Source organism: Niastella koreensis GR20-10 (assembly GCF_000246855.1).
Taxonomy (GTDB): domain Bacteria; phylum Bacteroidota; class Bacteroidia; order Chitinophagales; family Chitinophagaceae; genus Niastella; species Niastella koreensis.
In genome coordinates this window covers 1,794,235-1,810,428 of the sequence record NC_016609.1, presented here as the reverse complement: position 1 = coordinate 1,810,428, position 16,194 = coordinate 1,794,235, and the positions used below count along the sequence as shown (strand labels likewise).

The following is a 16,194-nucleotide window of genomic DNA, read 5'->3' as shown; positions in this document are numbered from 1 at the left end:
GGCTAAAGGCTAAACGCATAAGGCTTAAGGCTAGTGTCCGCTCCGCATAGTTCCGCTTGTTTGCAGGCAGGTTTATGAGCTGTATCTGGCTTTCAGCCTTTGGCCTTCAGCCTTAAAGTGAATTCCGCCGGATAAGTACAGTGGGGATTATTTCCCGGATCTTATTTCGTGTCAATACAAAATTGGCTGCTTTCTCCGCCATCATTTTAAAATCGGCGGCGTACGTGGTAATGCCATCAAATATGAGCTCCTTCACTACTTCATCGTTGTGCGATAAAATACCTACATCCTTCCCTGGTTTCAGTTTCTTCATCTTGCAGTCTTTCAACATGCTCCACAACTCGGTATTATTGATGGTGAAATGTACTTTGCCTTTCTCCAGACTGCCCGGAAGGTATTCCGCCCTGATCTCATGTTTTATTTTGTGCGCCTTTACAAAATGTTTGAAGGCAGTCAGGATCTCGATGGGTGTATCGGCCGCGGGACGATGGTAATAGATCATGCCATCGTATTTCTTAATAGTCCCGGCCAGTTCTTCAAATACGCGATAAGAGGAATTTTCAAATTCCTGGGCTATATAGGAATAATCACCGGGGATCTTCTCGTACCGGTCTATCATCAGGAATTTATCCAGGGGCAATGTTTCCAGGATCTCCGCTGTCCGTTTATGCGGAATTGGCGCCACCACATATACCCCATAGCGCCCGCGAATGCCCTGGATAGTGCTATCCAGCACATCGATATTATTATGGTGAAAGAAAACATCGATCTGTACGTTCTTACCTAGTTTCGAGCGGAACACTTTATAAAAGGTTTCCTGGAAAGCATCAAAGGCAAATAAGACCAGCGCTACTTTCAGTTGCTGGTTCACATCGCAGTTGGAAACATAAAAACCCACGCGGTTCTTCGATTCCACAATACCGCGGTTTACCAGGTCTTTATAGGCCTTGGCTATGGTTTCCCGTGCAAACCCGAATTCGTTGATGAGGTTATTTACAGAAGGTAAAATATCGCCCTGGGCGAGCGATTTGTTCTGGATGGCGTTGAGGATGCCGTTCACGAGTTGATCGTGTTTCGACAAGCCGCTCACCCCTTCCATTTCGTAGATCTCTTTAAATACATCGTTCATATTAGCAAGCTTAAGGCTGAAGGCCGAAGGCTGAACGCCAAACGCTGAACGCAAAACCGGAACGCCCAATACAGGTGGGCATACAGCAATCGCGGGAGTCAGCGTTAAGCCTTACGCGTTGAGCGTTTAGCCTAACTGTCCTATTCTATTCTATTGTCAAATCTAGGGAAAACGGTTTAAATAAAAAAGCCTCCAAAAAATGAAGGCTTTTTTTTATCAGGATGTTGATGCTTATTGCTGATCCCATTTACCGGTGAGTGTCACCTTCATATCGCTGTTCCCCACTTCCATTTCCAGCGGGAAAATAATTTTATAATCCTTCATATTTACTTTAACCGTGCTGATCAACCCGGTTGAATCGCCCCAGAGCTGCACATAGCAGGGCTGACTGTATAATTTCAATTTGAAGGAAGCATCAACCAGCATGGTGGCAGGCAGCGGCAAATTGGCCGGGTAGCCTGAAGTTACACCGATCCCTTTTGTTGAATCGCCCCCATCCAGGAATTTCACGCGTAACAACTCCTGCTGGTATTGCAACGGCTTGTGCGCCGTAAGGGTTACCGATCTTATTTTAAAGTCCTGCCCCTTTTTGTTGCAACTGGCCAGTATCACTATTAGCGCTATTGTTGCTATTATATATTTCATGATTTTCATTTTATATTATGCCGGCGACAATCTGCGTGAGCGCAGGTAAACCGCCGTTTTATTGAGTGAAGGAAAGATGGCTACGAGTAGCAGCACTACAATCAGCATCAGCGCCATCCATTCATAATAATCCATGGCAAAGCGGATCTGTCCCTGTTTGTTTACCGCATCTATTAGTAATTTACTCCCGCCCTTTACCGCTTGTTTATGCGCCATGCCGTGGTGTAATAACTTACCTGCCCGAACAGTAAGGCCGTGTATTGCAGCAGGGTCAACCTTGGTAAGATGGTCCTGGAAAGCGTTGTAATGGCGGCTCTTGCTGTATAATTCGCAATAGTTGATCAAAGCGGTACTTACACAAAATCCCAGGTAACCCGTGGCCAGACAAATAGCAGAAGCCGAAGGGCCCATACCAACCGGCACCGAGGATACGGCATAGACAATAGTAGGCGCCATGATTATACCTACACCCAACCCCTGAATAAATAACGGGAGGTAAAAGTTATTTTCATTGGCTTCGCTGTTAAAAAGAAACCACATGCTTATATGGAAGGCCAGCAACAACCCGAAACCGGGGATCCAACAAAAGCGAATGTTCTTTTTCTGCAGGATCATGGCACAGGAAATAATCACCCCGATGATCAGTCCTGCCAGGTTCATGGTATTTACATAACTCACGTGCATGGGATCTAACCGCAAAACACTGCCGAAAAAGTTGTTGATGATATTGATCGCAAAGCGGCAGATGAAAAGAATAAACAGGATGAAAATACTCATCCGGAAATTCTGGAACGAGAAAATGCCGGGATGCACATACGGCCGTTTCATACTTTTTACCCGCAATACATACAACAGCGTGGCGCCAGCCATAGCAATTACACTATAGCGAATGCGCGGATCTTCCAGCCAGTAATACTCCTGTCCGTAAATACATACGTAGGCCAGTAACACCAGCATCAGCCCCCAGTAAACAAAACTCTGCCAGTCGAGCTTGGAAAGCGGAAACCGGACATTCAACCGCACATTGTTCATGCTGATCATGATCGCACATAAACAAGGGAGATAGGAAAACAAAGCAACCTTATAAACAATATTGAAATTAAACGCATCGATCAGATCGGCCGTAACCAGGTTATTGAATGGCAGGATACAGATCAGCATGCCAAAGAAAACCGAAAAACTGATCTCGCGCGCCCGCTCCGTTTGCAGTTGGGTAAACATCAACGATAACGACAGGTTCACCGTACTGCTAAACAACATACCCTGAAAAAAGCGCAATGGGAACAGTATATGCAATTCACCTGTATGATAACAGATCACCGTAGTGGCAATTTCCAGGATGGTAAAAACGACAAAATATTCCTTTGCAGCCAGGTAAGTAAAAAACCGGCGCTCCAGGCTATAAAACGCCACATAGCCTGCATAGAACAGCCCTACGGCAAATTGAATATCGGCAGGTTCGCTGCCATAAAAACCCGCGGCGGCGTTGATATTGGCAAAGGGCAGAAAAAATAACACCATCGTGGGCAGGATCAGCGAGAACAGGATGATCTTTATTGCCCAGCCCGGCACCCATTGCTTAAAAATGGGAATGCCACTAACCATGGTTTTGTTTTTTGGGCGAATACACATTTACATTCATACCTACTTTCAATACATCTGTTTCCTTACGATCGCCATCCACCCGAATGCGCACCGGTACCCGTTGTACGATCTTTACATAGTTACCGGTTGAGTTATCAGGCGGCAACAAAGAAAAGCTGGACCCTGTGGCTGGTGATAAAGAAATGATGGTGCCTTTAAATTCTTTATTGGGAAAAGCATCGGCCAGGATTGTCACCGTATCACCGATCTGCATTTGTGCTATCTGGGTTTCTTTGAAGTTCGCCACCACCCATTTATCCGTTTCATTGTTCACTATAAAAGCCAGCACTTCGCCTGCATCTATCATCTGCCCTACTTCCACGGTGCGGCGGCCCATTCTGCCGTCGTACGAAGCAGTGATCACAGTGTAGTCCACATCCAGTTTATTACGTTCCAGCAATGCTTTCAGACGGGTGATCTCAGCCATCACCACCGATTTTTCAGCGCGTACATCCTCGATCTTTGATTCCGCGGCGTTGTAAGATTCCTGTGAAGTTTGGTAATCGCTGGTACTAACGTCCAACGCAGCCTGGATATCTTCCAGCTTTTGTTTGGTAGCTGATTCTTCTTTATACAGATCTGTATACCGTTCGTAATCGAGTTTTTGTTTCAACACTTTTGCCTCGTTGGCCCTGATCTGGGCTTTCACTGCATCGGCATTTCGTTCCAGGGTATGGATATTGCTTTCCAGTACCAGCAACTGGGCTTCCGATTTTTGAATAGCAGCAGTTGTTTGCGCTACCTGTAATTTATACTCGCGGTTGTCTATGATGAGTAAGGTATCGCCTTTTTTAACCGGTTGGTTCTCCTCAAATTTTACGGCTACAATAAAACCACCGGCCCTGGAGATAACAGGGTTCACATATTCCTGCACCTGGGCATCGTTGGTTTGTTCAAATTTATAATAGCCATACAAAGTCACACCGCCCCAGATAGCCAGTCCCAGAATGGTAAGCACAGCTATCCAGCCGGTAATTTTTGTAATGATGCGGTCTGTGACCGTATACTTCTTTTTCATTGTTAAAGAACTCCAATTGTATTTTGTAGTAAGAAGAATTTATCCTGTGCCATAATGCGGGCGGCAGCCAGTTCAAAACGGGTGCGCAACAACTGCACATCGGCATCGAGCAGGTCGGTGACCAGTGCCGTTTGTTTAAAATAATTATTCCTGATGATGCGGGCATTTTCTTCCGCCTGCGCTACGTTGTCTGTCGCCACCTGTATTTGTACCAGCGATTCCTTGTAACGTAAATAAGCTTCCCATACCTGCTGGCGCACTTTATCTTCCGTATCATGGTGCATTACTTCTTCTTTCTCCAGTTCCAGTTTTGCCGCTCTTACTTTGTGGGTATTGTGATAAAGGGCCGATACAGGCAGGGAAACCTTAATACCCGTTACCCCTAATGAATACCAGGCGGGATTGTAGGGGAATAAAAATATTTGTGGGTTGGCATAGTAAAACTCGCCATACATCCCAACCTTAGGCCTTATGTTCGATTGAACTTTTTTGAGGTTTGTTTTACTCAGCTCCGTTTGTTCTTCCGAAATATGATAACTGAATGAATGTTCCAGCGCTGTCGCCAGGTATTTGTTGTAATCGTCCTGTGCTGCGGCGCCTGGTTCAAATATGGCTGGTTGTATTACGCGATTATCCGGTTCGCCAATAATGATATTCAACTTTTGCGTGGCAATCAAAATATCATTCTCAATGGTCACCAGGGTCATTTTCCGTTTGGAGAGATCCAGTTCGACGCGCAATACGTCACTTTTAAGCACGGCGCCATTTTTCTGCATGGCCTTTATTTCTTTTAACTGCTTTTCCTGGTCGGCAATATCGCTGGTAATGAGGTTGCGGAAGATGAGGGATTTCTGCAGATCGAGGTACAGCGCGCTTGTTTTATACCGGATGTTCGATTTGGTTTCTTCTGTCTTGATCCCGGCAATCCGTTGCAACAACTTATTCTCTTCCAGTTGCAGGTTTAATTTGTTGCCATTATAAATGTTCAGGTAAAAATCTGTACCAAACCGGTATAAGGTATGTATCACCTCGTGTTGTTGCGTAACGGGTGCAAAAATGCCTTTCTCGTAAATGGCCAGGTTGGAAGCTTTCTCCACACTACCGGTTACGCCTACTTCCGGCAACCTTTCCAACCGGGTGTCCTTAACTTCTTCCTCTGCAATGTCCAATGCTTTTTTTGTGATCTCGATCTGGCGGCTATGGGCCTCCGCTTTTTGCCAGGCTTCATCCAGACTCATGCGAAGGGTATCTGTTGGTTGTTGTGCTACGGCTGCGTACTGCGCCAGGAGTACGCTTGCGATTATCAGACGCTTATAGTAATACATAATTCAGGTGCAAAATTATGTTTCCAATCACATTGTCATTTCACCTAAGTAGCCATTCTTTTCTTTATTCCGGCCAAAGTACTAATTTTGCATTTTCACCGGAAATTGTAATACTCTATGGGTCTTATTGCGGCATTGCCTGAGATTGACAAACAAAAAGAATCGGTGTTCGTGATGCATGAGAAATCGGAAAAGCTTATACCCATGCACAAACACACTAAGGGTCAATTAAGTTATGTGGAAGGCGGACTGGCCTATATTACTACTGAAACCCAAACTTATGTTGTACCCGCCCGGCATTATTTCTGGATCCCCAAAGGCATGGTGCACGAACTGGAAGTAGGTTCCTCTGCTACTGTGCTGCGTTCATTATACTATTACGCTACAGACGATCACACCAATGAATTCTATACCAAATTGGGAATTTACCCCGCCAGTGAGCTATTGATCCAGATGATCAATTATACGGAGCGCTGGGATGAACGCCATGTTAACCATAAAGATGACAATTTTGAATTCCTGATCGCATTAAAGAAGATGTTGCCTACGCTTAATAAAGTATCTCTACCCATTATGCTGCCCAAAACCAATCATGAGGGCATGCAACAGATCATTAAATACCTGGAAAAACATGTAGGAAACAGATTGGTGCTGGCAGAAGTAAGCAAACACTTTGCCATGAGCGAACGCTCCCTGTCGCGGTTATTTCAATCGACCCTGCAAATGAGTTTCCTGCAATACGTAAAAACATTACGCATGATCAGGGCCATTGAATTGATCCTGCAAACCAGTAAGTCCATTTCTGATATCGCCTATTCGGTGGGTTATTCGGCCGTTGGCCCGTTCAGCGATGCGTTTTATGATTTCACATTATCGCGGCCATCTGATTTCAGGAAGAATTAATTTTTAATGATCACAATGGCATTGGCCACTTCGCGCTCACCGGCATGGTCCCATTTTTTATTATCAGATGGATAATTCACCACACCTTCATCCGGTTGTCCTTTTACATACATAGTAGTGGACCCACCACCGTCGAGGTTGATGGCATCGCGGCAACCCAGCCATTTCATCAGTTTTTGTAACTCAGGAATGCTGAATCCTGCAGCCTCCTTTGCGCGACCATCTACCACCAGGAATACAACGGTACCATCGGCTTTCTCGCCCATAGCTGTGCGAGGATGGCGGTCACTACAGAATTTATCATTGGGAATAGGCAGTTCAACTCCATTCATCAGCATCAATGGACCCGTTGAAAGCACATCACTGGCCTTAATGCTGTTTTCTGATTGCAGGTTCAGTGAATCACCCGCTATAATAAAAAAGTCGCTTCCATTGATAGCGATCGATCCCTGGTTATGTCTTTGCCGCACCGGTTTCTTACCAACCATATTGGGCGCAATCAAAGAATCATGCTCCCGCAAATACACTTCCGAACGGTTGTGATCCAGTTTAGACCGTTCCAGTTTTGGCACGCCCTTCAGATCGGGCCGGTAATCAGGATCGGGACCGCGCATTTTAAAAAAAGAGCCATTGATGGCTGCGAGCGCATGTGCATGTTGTCCTAACTGCGAAGTTTTTTCCAGCGAATCGGAATGTACAATGTGCAATTGCACTTTCTTATTACCGGGCGCTACTTCAATAACGTTTATCTCCTGGTTGGCATTGAACAACTCATTGTTTTCTATGCGTGTCGATTTCCAGTATACGCCTTTGGCCAGTTTTTTGTTTGTCCATTTGGCTTTTACCACACGCAGGGAGTCGGATTGCGCGTGTGCGATAACACCTGTTAATAACAAGCCGGTAATTAGAGAAAATCCTTTCATGGAATCAGTTTAAGATTGCTTATTGAGTTAGACTTCGCAAGATAAATCAGAAATAAAGGCATTCCGGGATTTGCAGGTTTTTGCCGGAGGGTTTTGTTGGCAGGATACCATGATTATTATCAGTAAAGGGAGATAATTATCACTTTATGACACATACAATATCATCTTGAGACATATCAACTTTTTTATAAAAACTGCCCAAAATCAGGCTACCCCTCCTGTCCTTCTTTAACACCAACCTGTTTTTAATACAATGACAACCATACAATAAGCTTCTTTCCCCATAAACACCATTATGGTCAGGGACTCTATACCCTCATTTTCTAACTTTTGTCAATTTCACATTTTAACTGTTTTCAATATATGGGTCTCACACAATTTTTATTGCCCGATTTGTTTGCCTTGCTTTTACAAACTATTCATCCCCCTTAGCTGGACACACCCTACTTTACAATCAGCAACACTCCAATTATTAAACTTTAATATTGTTCAAATGAAAAAATTAAAAGTTCTTTTCATTACGACAGCTATTGTATTAGCATTAGGTTCCGCATTCGCAACCCGTGTATGTAATGTCTGCGACTACTCTACGCAATACATATTTTCCATGGGCGCATGGCAGGACGCGGGTGAAATCGGTTACGATTATGTCTGTACCGGAACTACCGGAGTTTGTACGTATTACCGGCCCAATCCTATATTTCAACCTAACTATTATGCCCCCTGTAAAGCAGGCAACTATGTAATAATTCCATAGCGCCTACTCTCTGTCGTTTTGCCTGATTGACGATCCGCTTAACGCATCAGGGGGAATAGGTAAGGTATATTTATTACTGATGGGAAGAAGCGTGTATGTATTTCCGTCTACCAAACGGGTCAATATAATACCAGCTTCTTCCTTATTAAGTCTTCTCAAATCGATCCATCTCAGCCCTCTGAACACCAACTCTTTCCTGCGCTCTTTTAAAATAATATCCAGAGCTTCTTTTATTGTTTGCGCATTATAAGTGACGAAAGTTCCGGTTTTATATCGGAATTGCAACAGGTGGTTTATATCACCCATTGCCGTATCTATCAACCCATCCCGGGCATTGCATTCTGCTCTTACCAGGTACATTTCGTCGGTTGCCAAACCTGAAAATGCATAACTTTTTCCACTATAGTTACTTCCAAAAATTGGCTGCGTTTTACCGTTTAGACCGAAATAAATATTCCTTCGGAGATCATTTTTCTCATACATTTTATACAAGGTAGAATCAATAATAGTTTCAGTAAAAACCTTGCCCCCCTGAATAACATTGCTATTGCTGATCATCCAGCTCCTGTATAATGTTTCATTGTTTATTTCTGCTATTGGAAATTTGTCTTTTGCTTTTAAACTATTAAAATCTATTAATGATTTTTGGTAGGAAAGGCAACTATCGGCAAATATTAAAGCTACCTTATAATTACGCTGCGACATAAAAACTCTTGCCAACAATGCATAAGCAGCAGGTTTATTTGCGTTACTTCTGGTTATTAATGATAAAGTATCAGGCAGCAGGCCTGCGGCTTCCCTTACATCGCTTATAATTTTATCATAACAAACCTGCAGCATGGACCTGTCAGGGACATAACTGATATCTGAGGATAGTGGCATTGGAATACCCATTACATCGTGAGCCGTTCCTTTGTCATAAGGCGTTGCAAAGATCTGGGCCAGATTGAAAAACGCGTAGGCCCGCATAAACAAAGCTGCGCCACGTATTTGTTTCCATATTGTCTGTTGGGTTGGGTCAATATTTCCTTTTATTGCGTCCAGCTTTTCCAGGGCTGTATTGCAGTAGTAGACCTGCTTATACGGGGTATTCCAATCTGGGATATTACCTTCCCCTTCATAGATGTCATGCTGCCAGTTGTACGCATTTCTTTCTACTGGTAAAAGTTGATCAGGACGCCCGGGATTCAAAAAATAATCATCGCTGCTTAGCTCACCTAATATAGGTGTTTCGCCCATTAACACGTCATCCTTTAACAATCCCCCTATCTTCTCCAGGTTATCGGCTGTAATAAATTCACTGGAAGGATTTTTTGTCAGAAAATCTTTTTTACAACTAATGCAGGCAACAAGCAATATTAGAGTCATATACTTCATAGCAATACAATTAAAACAGGGCGTTTAATGAAAAAGTTATACTACGCGGATTTGGATAAGCTCCCCAGGGTACATCCGGATCGATGCCCAGGTGTCTCTTCTTATACAAGATCTTAATATTGTCAAAAGAAGCGATGAAGTCGATCCTTTTACACTTCCACCTGTTTATCATTACATTATTCCAACTATACCCCAACTGCAGGTTTTGTAACCTGATGTTATCGCCGCGAACAAAATTAGTTTCATTATAAGTATATACCAGGTCCCGGTTTTGGTTCAGCGGGAATACCAGGGCAGGTACATTGGTGCGTTCTTCATCACCCACTACTTTCCACCGGTTATAGTAGGCAGCCGAGCCACCATCGAGGTTGTTGTAAAGCGAGTAATAACTCAATGCAGGTACATGCACCACATAATTCAACCGGCCGGTTATTAAAAAAGAAAAAACAAATTTCTTTTTGAAAACAAAACGCTGGCTGAAATTGAATACAGACCTTGGAACTGAAGAACCCACATAAGTAATACCGGACCTATCGGTGCTACTTCGAATACTGTCGTAATTTTTACTTGGCTCCCCACCCAGAATTCCCTGGGGTTCCCCGGTGTTATGATCGAGTTTAGCCGCCCTGTAGGCAAACAAGGCATCTGCAGCATACCCCTGCATGGGTATTGATCCCATTTGCTCCACAATTTGATTGGCTTGCAGCTTCTCTACATTGGGAGAAGTTACTTTATTGGTATTATAGCTAAACAAAAACTGGGCGCAGTAGGATAGGTTGTCAGAAATGTTGATGTTGTTTGTTTGCAGGTTGATCTCCACCCCTGAGCCTTTTAATTTTCCGGAGTTGCTTTTAACATAAGAAAAACCTGTAGTGGGATTCCAGGACCCGGTATTCAATAAATTGTTGGCTTTCTTCTGATAATAATCTATTCTTCCCTTCATCCATTGTTTTATCTGAAAATCTAGACCCAGATTCAGGACATGCAGTTTTTCGACTCTTAACCTGGGGGTCTGCGGGTAGTCGATGCCATATACACCTGTTTGCTGGGTGGCACTTATGGTTTGCAGGGGCGGCATCGAGTAGTCGATGTTGCCATTGGCGCCGTAACCGCCGCGTACAGACAGATCGGAAATGAGCTTATTTTTGCGAAAAAACTCTTCTTTGATATGCCAGGCACCGCCAATTGACCAAAGGCACACCCCCCACCTGTTCAGATCTTCCGAAAAACGGTTCGATCTGTCATTTCTCAACTTCATCGAAAGCGTGTATTTGTCTTTGAATGTCGCCAACAGGCTACCCAGCAAGCTGGCAAAGTTATTTAACGAATCCTTGTTGATCGAGGGATTAGGTATACGCTCTTTTTTACCTGGATCGAGCGCTAAGGCATACTCTGTATTATAATCGATATCCACCGGTGAATTTGAATTAAAGTTATACAGCCGGTCAGTATTTGCATGTACGGAATAACATTTTTTTTCACCTGCCATAAATGCGGCCAGGGAGAAATTGTCGTTATTGATCATATAATCAATCTCTGGTCTTATACCATAACTCTTATTCACCACCCAATCCCTGTCCCTGATATCAGCCTGTGGTATAGGATAAGTACCGTTAGGTTGTTTATAATCGTTTATAAGATCTCTTGTCAAAAATGCGTTACTATTATATACACGTGAAAAATCATAATCTGAGTATCCATATTGTGCAGCCATACTAAATTGAAGATGACGTCCTGCAGCATACCCTATCTTCCCATTCAACAGGTAAAATCGCTGATCGATCTGGTTATCGGCCAGCCGGGCCTCTTCCAACGGTTTATAACTATATACAGCGTATTGCGGCGTGGAGATGGCTTCAAATGGATATTTGAAAGGGATCGCAGCCTCACTGCCATCCGGGTTGTATAACGACAAATACGACTCGCGCACCGGCACCGGCGTAAAATTTCGGTATTCTTTCATGAGGGTGCCCATAGCGGTCAGTTCATAATAGCACTTGCCTGGCTTATAGGACATATTCAGTAAAGAAGTGGTACGGCTCCATGCGTTCCCTTTTTCAGCCAGGCCAATTTTATCATATCCAATTGAACCATACAGCCTAAACGCTTTTTTTCCAAACCCAACAGACAAATAGGTTTGATTATCCATCTGGTGCCGGTAATCCTTTTCCTTAATTTCTTTCATCATATTATTATTACCCAACTGATCCAATTCCGCTTGTAAAGTATCTTTATTTACAGGCGACCCGGCCAGTTTTTGCATCAATAAACTTGCCTTTGTTTCCGTTGTAATACCGGCCATAGGCCCTGCATTGACACCAAGCTGCCGTAATTCAAGTAGTGTCGACGCATCCAAAGGTTTAAGACAATTCAGGTCGGTTCCGCCGTACCAGGAAACACCCTGGATATAATTGACAGATAACCCTTTTGCCTCAAATTTTTTAGAGGTTGTTGCAAAAACACCGTTGGCTGATTCCGAACCTTGCACGGCTCCCGAGACTGCATCTTCCAAAATGGTGGGCATGTTTAAATCAAATGGATTAAGTAATTCCAGGTAATGATTAAAGGTAAAGCCGTTAATAGAAAAGGTAGGTTTGTAATTACCAAATAATGTATTGCGGCCTCGCTGGGAAGTGAGTGAAAGACCATACCGGTCACTGGTACTAATTGCTCCCTGGAAAGTTATTCCCAGGAGTAATTGTCCCACATCATGCGGAGCAACCATGGGCTTATACGTTGGAGAATCGGGTAGCTGATAAGCACCCGGCGCTTTATCCCTTTCGTAACTTTGGTAACCATCATAATACTTTGTAACGGATTGCATGATATCATACCTGGGCGTTTCTTCCGGCTGGGACTTTGTTTTTTCGCCCGGCTTCTTTGGAGAAAATTTAATAAAAGAACCAAATCGTTCACAATTGATGTGAAATTTGGTTTCAATAAAATGCAGGCACTCTTCTATACTGGCATTTTTTAAATTGCAATCTGCTTTTATATTATAGTTATCCAGGCCAACAGCCTGAAAAGAATATCCTTTCATTTTTTGCAGGCTGTCATACAACTCATTGAAAGTTGCGCCTTTTTTCAGAAAGGTAAACCTTGAAAAGCTGAGACTGTCTTCATTCTGCTTATGTTTATAATCATTGTGCAGGTTATTTCTTACAAAAACAACACTATTCTGAGCTTGTGAAGTGAGGCCTATAGACAAAAACATCCATATCAGGATCCCTCCCAATTGCGTACTAATCATTTTAACATTTTTTAAAGTCTGTCTGGTAATGGTCACTATGCCTTTTAACCGATGACGCACATTACACTTTGTAATTATTGCCGTTATCAGCAAATACAATGAAGTAAACTATGGGGGAATCTCAAATTTGATGCATGTAAGAAAATGGATAAGGTGTAAGGTAATGGTAGTCGATATTGCAGCCTGATATTATTTTTTAGCTGGTGATATTATTAATTTTCTGCCCACCTTATTTATATTTATATGATTAAATATTTCCAGTGCTTTTGTAAGTGAATCGATGTTTGAATTTCTTTCATATTTTCCACTGGCCAGTTCATTTTCAAATCCCTGGTCACTAAATTCTACATCATACCCATACCAGCGCCCTATCTCTATCATTACATCTCTTATAGGCATGTTTTTAAAATAAAAATCGCCCTTTCTCCAGGCAGCCGCCTGCGCTAAATCAGGGTTCTTCACGGCTTTGATCTTTTTATTATTGATCGTTTCAGCCTGCTCGCCTTCCTTTAGCAGTATTGAATCGGAGCCACTTTTCATTATTACTCTTCCTTCAAAAAGCGTGGTAGTAACTTTCTGATTTTCATAACTGCAAATATTAAAAGTTGTTCCTTCGGCAATCACCTTCAGTTTACTCTTCAGGGAAACAACAAATGGAACATCATGATTCTTGGCAACCATAAAATAACCCTCGCCAGTAAGTACAACATCCCGGCCATTTCTGAAACAAATAGGTGCACTAATAGAAGATTGAGTATTTAACTGAACCTCGGTTCCATCAGAAAACCTGACTAAAATTTTCTTTCCTGCGGCTGTAACAACGGCAATCTTATCAACCAGTTTTTTGTTCAACATCGCCCCATTCATACTGATCACTAATTTCTGGTTTGTATAATTTATTTGATAACCAGCAGTCTTATATAGCGTGCCATTGGAAACATTTTCAAGATTTACCTCATCCCCATTAGGCATTACTGCATAACTATTTTTCTTTATAGGGAAACCCTGATTTTTAAACACGGAAACAAATACCCAGTTGCCAATAACTACGATAATAATGGCAGCTGCAATTCTAACAACCCATCTGTAAATGGATCGTTTATAAATATCAGCCATCCATCTATAAATAGATTGTATTTTAACGCCAACTTTCCAGCTAAAAGTGGACCGATTATTAATAACAACCGTTGGTTGGTGAAGAAAAGGCAATTTTGCCTGCAATTCCTGCCATGCCTTCTTCTTGTCAATTTTATGCATCTCCCTTAACTGATTGAAAAATACGTCAGGATCAGTAAATTCCTGAAATTGTTGGCGCTTAATTGGAGAAGCTTCCATTTGACGCTCCATTTCTTCTATTGCTTCCTGGGTTATATTATTTCGTAAATACTTTTTCAGAAGCGTGGCCCAGTTATTGATTCCTTCTTCCATAACTGTTTATTGATAAGGTGGTTTAATTTTTTTTGAAGGCCTTTTATAATAAAACAATTTCTTTACTTTTTTTACCGGTGAACGGGGAAACTTTTTTTCAAGAATTCAGATAATCTGTTCCAGCAGACAGGCCGTTATAAATAATAAGTAAATAACCTTATTCAAAGCCGATCCAAACTTCTTCTTTAACTCATTCTCAACAGTTTTTTTGTAATCATACACCTTGCTCAGGTGTATATTTTTCATCCTGGCAATATCTTTGGCTTCAAATTCGGCGAAGTAAAACAATTCAAATACCTCTTTTCTTTTTTTAGGCTGCTTGTCGATTTCCTGCAAAATTTCAGCCCACAAATTGGCATGCTCTAATTCCAGAGCAATATTATCTTCAGTGTCTTTTTCGCTGCCATGAGACATTGAATAGGCCAATAAGTTATTACTCAATGAACTGTTACTTTTAAGGTAATTCATTGTATCGTTTTTGGCCTTTATAATAAGAAAGGCTTGCAACTCTTTTATCGAGTCAAACTTTAGTTGCTTCTCCCAAATCTTTATAAACCCATCATCCCGGATCACACTTACCTGCCATTCGTCCTGGATAAATTTTTTTAAGAAAAAGTAAATCCGGGGTTGAAACCGGTTAACTAATTCACTCCAGGCCTTAGGATCTCCCTCATTGAATTTCTGTATAAGTAAATTTTCATCCATAGGTTACTTATTAATTGTTTCACTAGTAAAGTATTGCTCATGCGACACATTTCACTATAGTAAAACAGCTGCGCTCAAAAAATTACCTATCAGTTTGGGAATAAATCTTAAAAAGGGAAGAATGTAAAATATACATGGTATAAATAAAGCGACTCAGACGCGTCATCAATACATGTTAAAGTAGAATGGAGCGATTATTTTCTGAGGAGTATCAAACTTAGGCAGGCAATAACATTCTTCAAAATTTATTTTTGAAAAATACATAGCGACGCTGATACACATTACCAGCGTCGCAAAAGTCGTAATTATACAAGTACCGTACCCCCATCGATAGTAAACGTTTGTCCGCTAGCAAATTGGTTTTTCATCAGGAATAAAAACGTTTGCGCAATCTCCTCTGCTTCCCCTACCCGCTTTACCAGTAACGCACTGCCAACGCCGTTATACAGATCATTACGATCAGCTTCGCTCATGCTGTTCCATAAATTAGTTTTTATTACGCCGGGCATTACCACATTTACCCGGATAGGCGCCAGCTCCACCGCCATGGCGCGTCCAAATGCTTCCATGGCGCCACAAATGCTGGCCCCTAATGACCAACCTGCACCCGGGCGCTGACTGGCAATACCACTGGTTAATCCTATTGAACCACCTTTCCGGATCTTATGCCGTCCGTATTTGATAGCCGCCAGTACACTCCAGAACCGGAGCGTAAAAAACTCTTTGGCATTGTTGATGTCCATTTCATCTATGTTGATCAACCTGAGATTCTCCCCGGCCGTATATACCAGGTGATCGAACTCATTGCATTGGGTAAAAAAAACTTTGATGTTTTCTTCCTTACGCAAGTCGATCGCATAGCCTTTGCTACCGGCAGGCAGTTCCTTTAATGCTTTATCAATATTCTGTTGATTGCCTGAAACGATAATTACCGAAGCGCCTGCATGGGCCGCAGCTTTGGCCGTGGCAAGGCCCAGTCCTGAACTGCCCCCTAAAATAACCACTTCTTTACCTGCTAATGTTAGTGATGCTGTATCCATTGTTTAACTGTTTTATGGATACAAAGTTCCCAACACCGGCGGGAGTGGGA

General features: G+C 42.5%; 13 protein-coding genes. 2 read left to right on the top strand and 11 right to left on the bottom strand.

What is annotated here, in order from left to right:
- Positions 1 to 112: 112 nt before the first annotated feature.
- From NIAKO_RS07200 to NIAKO_RS07180, 5 genes are all read right to left on the bottom strand, one after another.
- Positions 113 to 1,129, bottom strand: coding sequence for a GntR family transcriptional regulator (locus tag NIAKO_RS07200; RefSeq protein ID WP_014217751.1), 1,017 nt, complete (start codon positions 1,127 to 1,129; stop codon positions 113 to 115).
- A 231-nt stretch (positions 1,130 to 1,360) separates the two neighbouring features.
- The gene (locus NIAKO_RS07195) at positions 1,361 to 1,774 is read right to left on the bottom strand and encodes a hypothetical protein (protein ID WP_014217750.1); all 414 of its coding nucleotides are present in this window, start codon (positions 1,772 to 1,774) and stop codon (positions 1,361 to 1,363) included.
- A gap of 15 nt (positions 1,775 to 1,789) precedes the next feature.
- Positions 1,790 to 3,379, bottom strand: a complete 1,590-nt coding sequence (locus NIAKO_RS07190; protein WP_014217749.1) for an MFS transporter — start codon at positions 3,377 to 3,379, stop codon at positions 1,790 to 1,792.
- A complete protein-coding gene (locus NIAKO_RS07185) occupies positions 3,372 to 4,436 on the bottom strand; it encodes an HlyD family secretion protein (RefSeq protein ID WP_014217748.1) in 1,065 nt (354 codons plus the stop codon). The genes NIAKO_RS07190 and NIAKO_RS07185 overlap by 8 nt, the downstream gene beginning before the upstream one ends.
- Positions 4,437 to 4,438: 2 nt before the next feature.
- Positions 4,439 to 5,761 carry a TolC family protein gene (locus tag NIAKO_RS07180; RefSeq protein ID WP_014217747.1) on the bottom strand — a complete coding sequence of 441 codons (1,323 nt, stop codon included), beginning with the start codon at positions 5,759 to 5,761 and terminating at the stop codon, positions 4,439 to 4,441.
- 117 nt (positions 5,762 to 5,878) lie between these two features.
- Between NIAKO_RS07180 and NIAKO_RS07175 the strand changes: the two genes are divergently transcribed.
- The gene (locus NIAKO_RS07175; RefSeq protein ID WP_014217746.1) at positions 5,879 to 6,664 is read left to right on the top strand and encodes an AraC family transcriptional regulator; all 786 of its coding nucleotides are present in this window, start codon (positions 5,879 to 5,881) and stop codon (positions 6,662 to 6,664) included.
- Here NIAKO_RS07175 and NIAKO_RS07170 read toward each other — a convergent pair.
- Positions 6,661 to 7,587: a phosphodiester glycosidase family protein gene (locus NIAKO_RS07170; RefSeq protein WP_014217745.1), complete on the bottom strand. Its 927-nt coding sequence runs from the start codon at positions 7,585 to 7,587 to the stop codon at positions 6,661 to 6,663. The two genes, NIAKO_RS07175 and NIAKO_RS07170, sit on opposite strands and share 4 nt — an antisense overlap.
- A 493-nt stretch (positions 7,588 to 8,080) precedes the next feature.
- Between NIAKO_RS07170 and NIAKO_RS07165 the strand changes: the two genes are divergently transcribed.
- Positions 8,081 to 8,344 (top strand): DUF6520 family protein, encoded by a 264-nt coding sequence (locus NIAKO_RS07165; protein ID WP_041346456.1) that lies wholly within the window; start codon positions 8,081 to 8,083, stop codon positions 8,342 to 8,344.
- A 3-nt stretch (positions 8,345 to 8,347) separates the two neighbouring features.
- Here NIAKO_RS07165 and NIAKO_RS07160 read toward each other — a convergent pair whose 3' ends face one another.
- The 5 genes from NIAKO_RS07160 to NIAKO_RS07140 all read right to left on the bottom strand — a co-directional run bounded on the left by NIAKO_RS07160 (position 8,348) and on the right by NIAKO_RS07140 (position 16,144).
- Complete coding sequence (locus NIAKO_RS07160) at positions 8,348 to 9,721, bottom strand: RagB/SusD family nutrient uptake outer membrane protein (protein ID WP_014217743.1); 1,374 nt, start codon at positions 9,719 to 9,721, stop codon at positions 8,348 to 8,350.
- A 10-nt stretch (positions 9,722 to 9,731) separates the two neighbouring features.
- Positions 9,732 to 12,971, bottom strand: a complete 3,240-nt coding sequence (locus tag NIAKO_RS07155) for a SusC/RagA family TonB-linked outer membrane protein (RefSeq protein ID WP_014217742.1) — start codon at positions 12,969 to 12,971, stop codon at positions 9,732 to 9,734.
- A gap of 189 nt (positions 12,972 to 13,160) precedes the next feature.
- A complete protein-coding gene (locus NIAKO_RS07150) occupies positions 13,161 to 14,399 on the bottom strand; it encodes a FecR family protein (RefSeq protein WP_014217741.1) in 1,239 nt (412 codons plus the stop codon).
- Between the two features lie 105 nt (positions 14,400 to 14,504).
- Complete coding sequence (locus NIAKO_RS07145; protein WP_014217740.1) at positions 14,505 to 15,104, bottom strand: RNA polymerase sigma factor; 600 nt, start codon at positions 15,102 to 15,104, stop codon at positions 14,505 to 14,507.
- Positions 15,105 to 15,409: 305 nt separating this feature from the next.
- A complete protein-coding gene (locus NIAKO_RS07140) occupies positions 15,410 to 16,144 on the bottom strand; it encodes an SDR family oxidoreductase (protein WP_014217739.1) in 735 nt (244 codons plus the stop codon).
- Between the last annotated feature and the right edge of the window lie 50 nt (positions 16,145 to 16,194).

Coding starts and splice junctions, on each gene's coding strand:
- NIAKO_RS07200 (WP_014217751.1), bottom strand. CDS start 1,129: ATGAACGATGTATTTAAAGAGATCTACGAAATGGAAGGGGTGAGCGGC.
- NIAKO_RS07195 (WP_014217750.1), bottom strand. CDS start 1,774: ATGAAATATATAATAGCAACAATAGCGCTAATAGTGATACTGGCCAGT.
- NIAKO_RS07190 (WP_014217749.1), bottom strand. CDS start 3,379: ATGGTTAGTGGCATTCCCATTTTTAAGCAATGGGTGCCGGGCTGGGCA.
- NIAKO_RS07185 (WP_014217748.1), bottom strand. CDS start 4,436: ATGAAAAAGAAGTATACGGTCACAGACCGCATCATTACAAAAATTACC.
- NIAKO_RS07180 (WP_014217747.1), bottom strand. CDS start 5,761: ATGTATTACTATAAGCGTCTGATAATCGCAAGCGTACTCCTGGCGCAG.
- NIAKO_RS07175 (WP_014217746.1), top strand. CDS start 5,879: ATGGGTCTTATTGCGGCATTGCCTGAGATTGACAAACAAAAAGAATCG.
- NIAKO_RS07170 (WP_014217745.1), bottom strand. CDS start 7,587: ATGAAAGGATTTTCTCTAATTACCGGCTTGTTATTAACAGGTGTTATC.
- NIAKO_RS07165 (WP_041346456.1), top strand. CDS start 8,081: ATGAAAAAATTAAAAGTTCTTTTCATTACGACAGCTATTGTATTAGCA.
- NIAKO_RS07160 (WP_014217743.1), bottom strand. CDS start 9,721: ATGAAGTATATGACTCTAATATTGCTTGTTGCCTGCATTAGTTGTAAA.
- NIAKO_RS07155 (WP_014217742.1), bottom strand. CDS start 12,971: ATGATTAGTACGCAATTGGGAGGGATCCTGATATGGATGTTTTTGTCT.
- NIAKO_RS07150 (WP_014217741.1), bottom strand. CDS start 14,399: ATGGAAGAAGGAATCAATAACTGGGCCACGCTTCTGAAAAAGTATTTA.
- NIAKO_RS07145 (WP_014217740.1), bottom strand. CDS start 15,104: ATGGATGAAAATTTACTTATACAGAAATTCAATGAGGGAGATCCTAAG.
- NIAKO_RS07140 (WP_014217739.1), bottom strand. CDS start 16,144: ATGGATACAGCATCACTAACATTAGCAGGTAAAGAAGTGGTTATTTTA.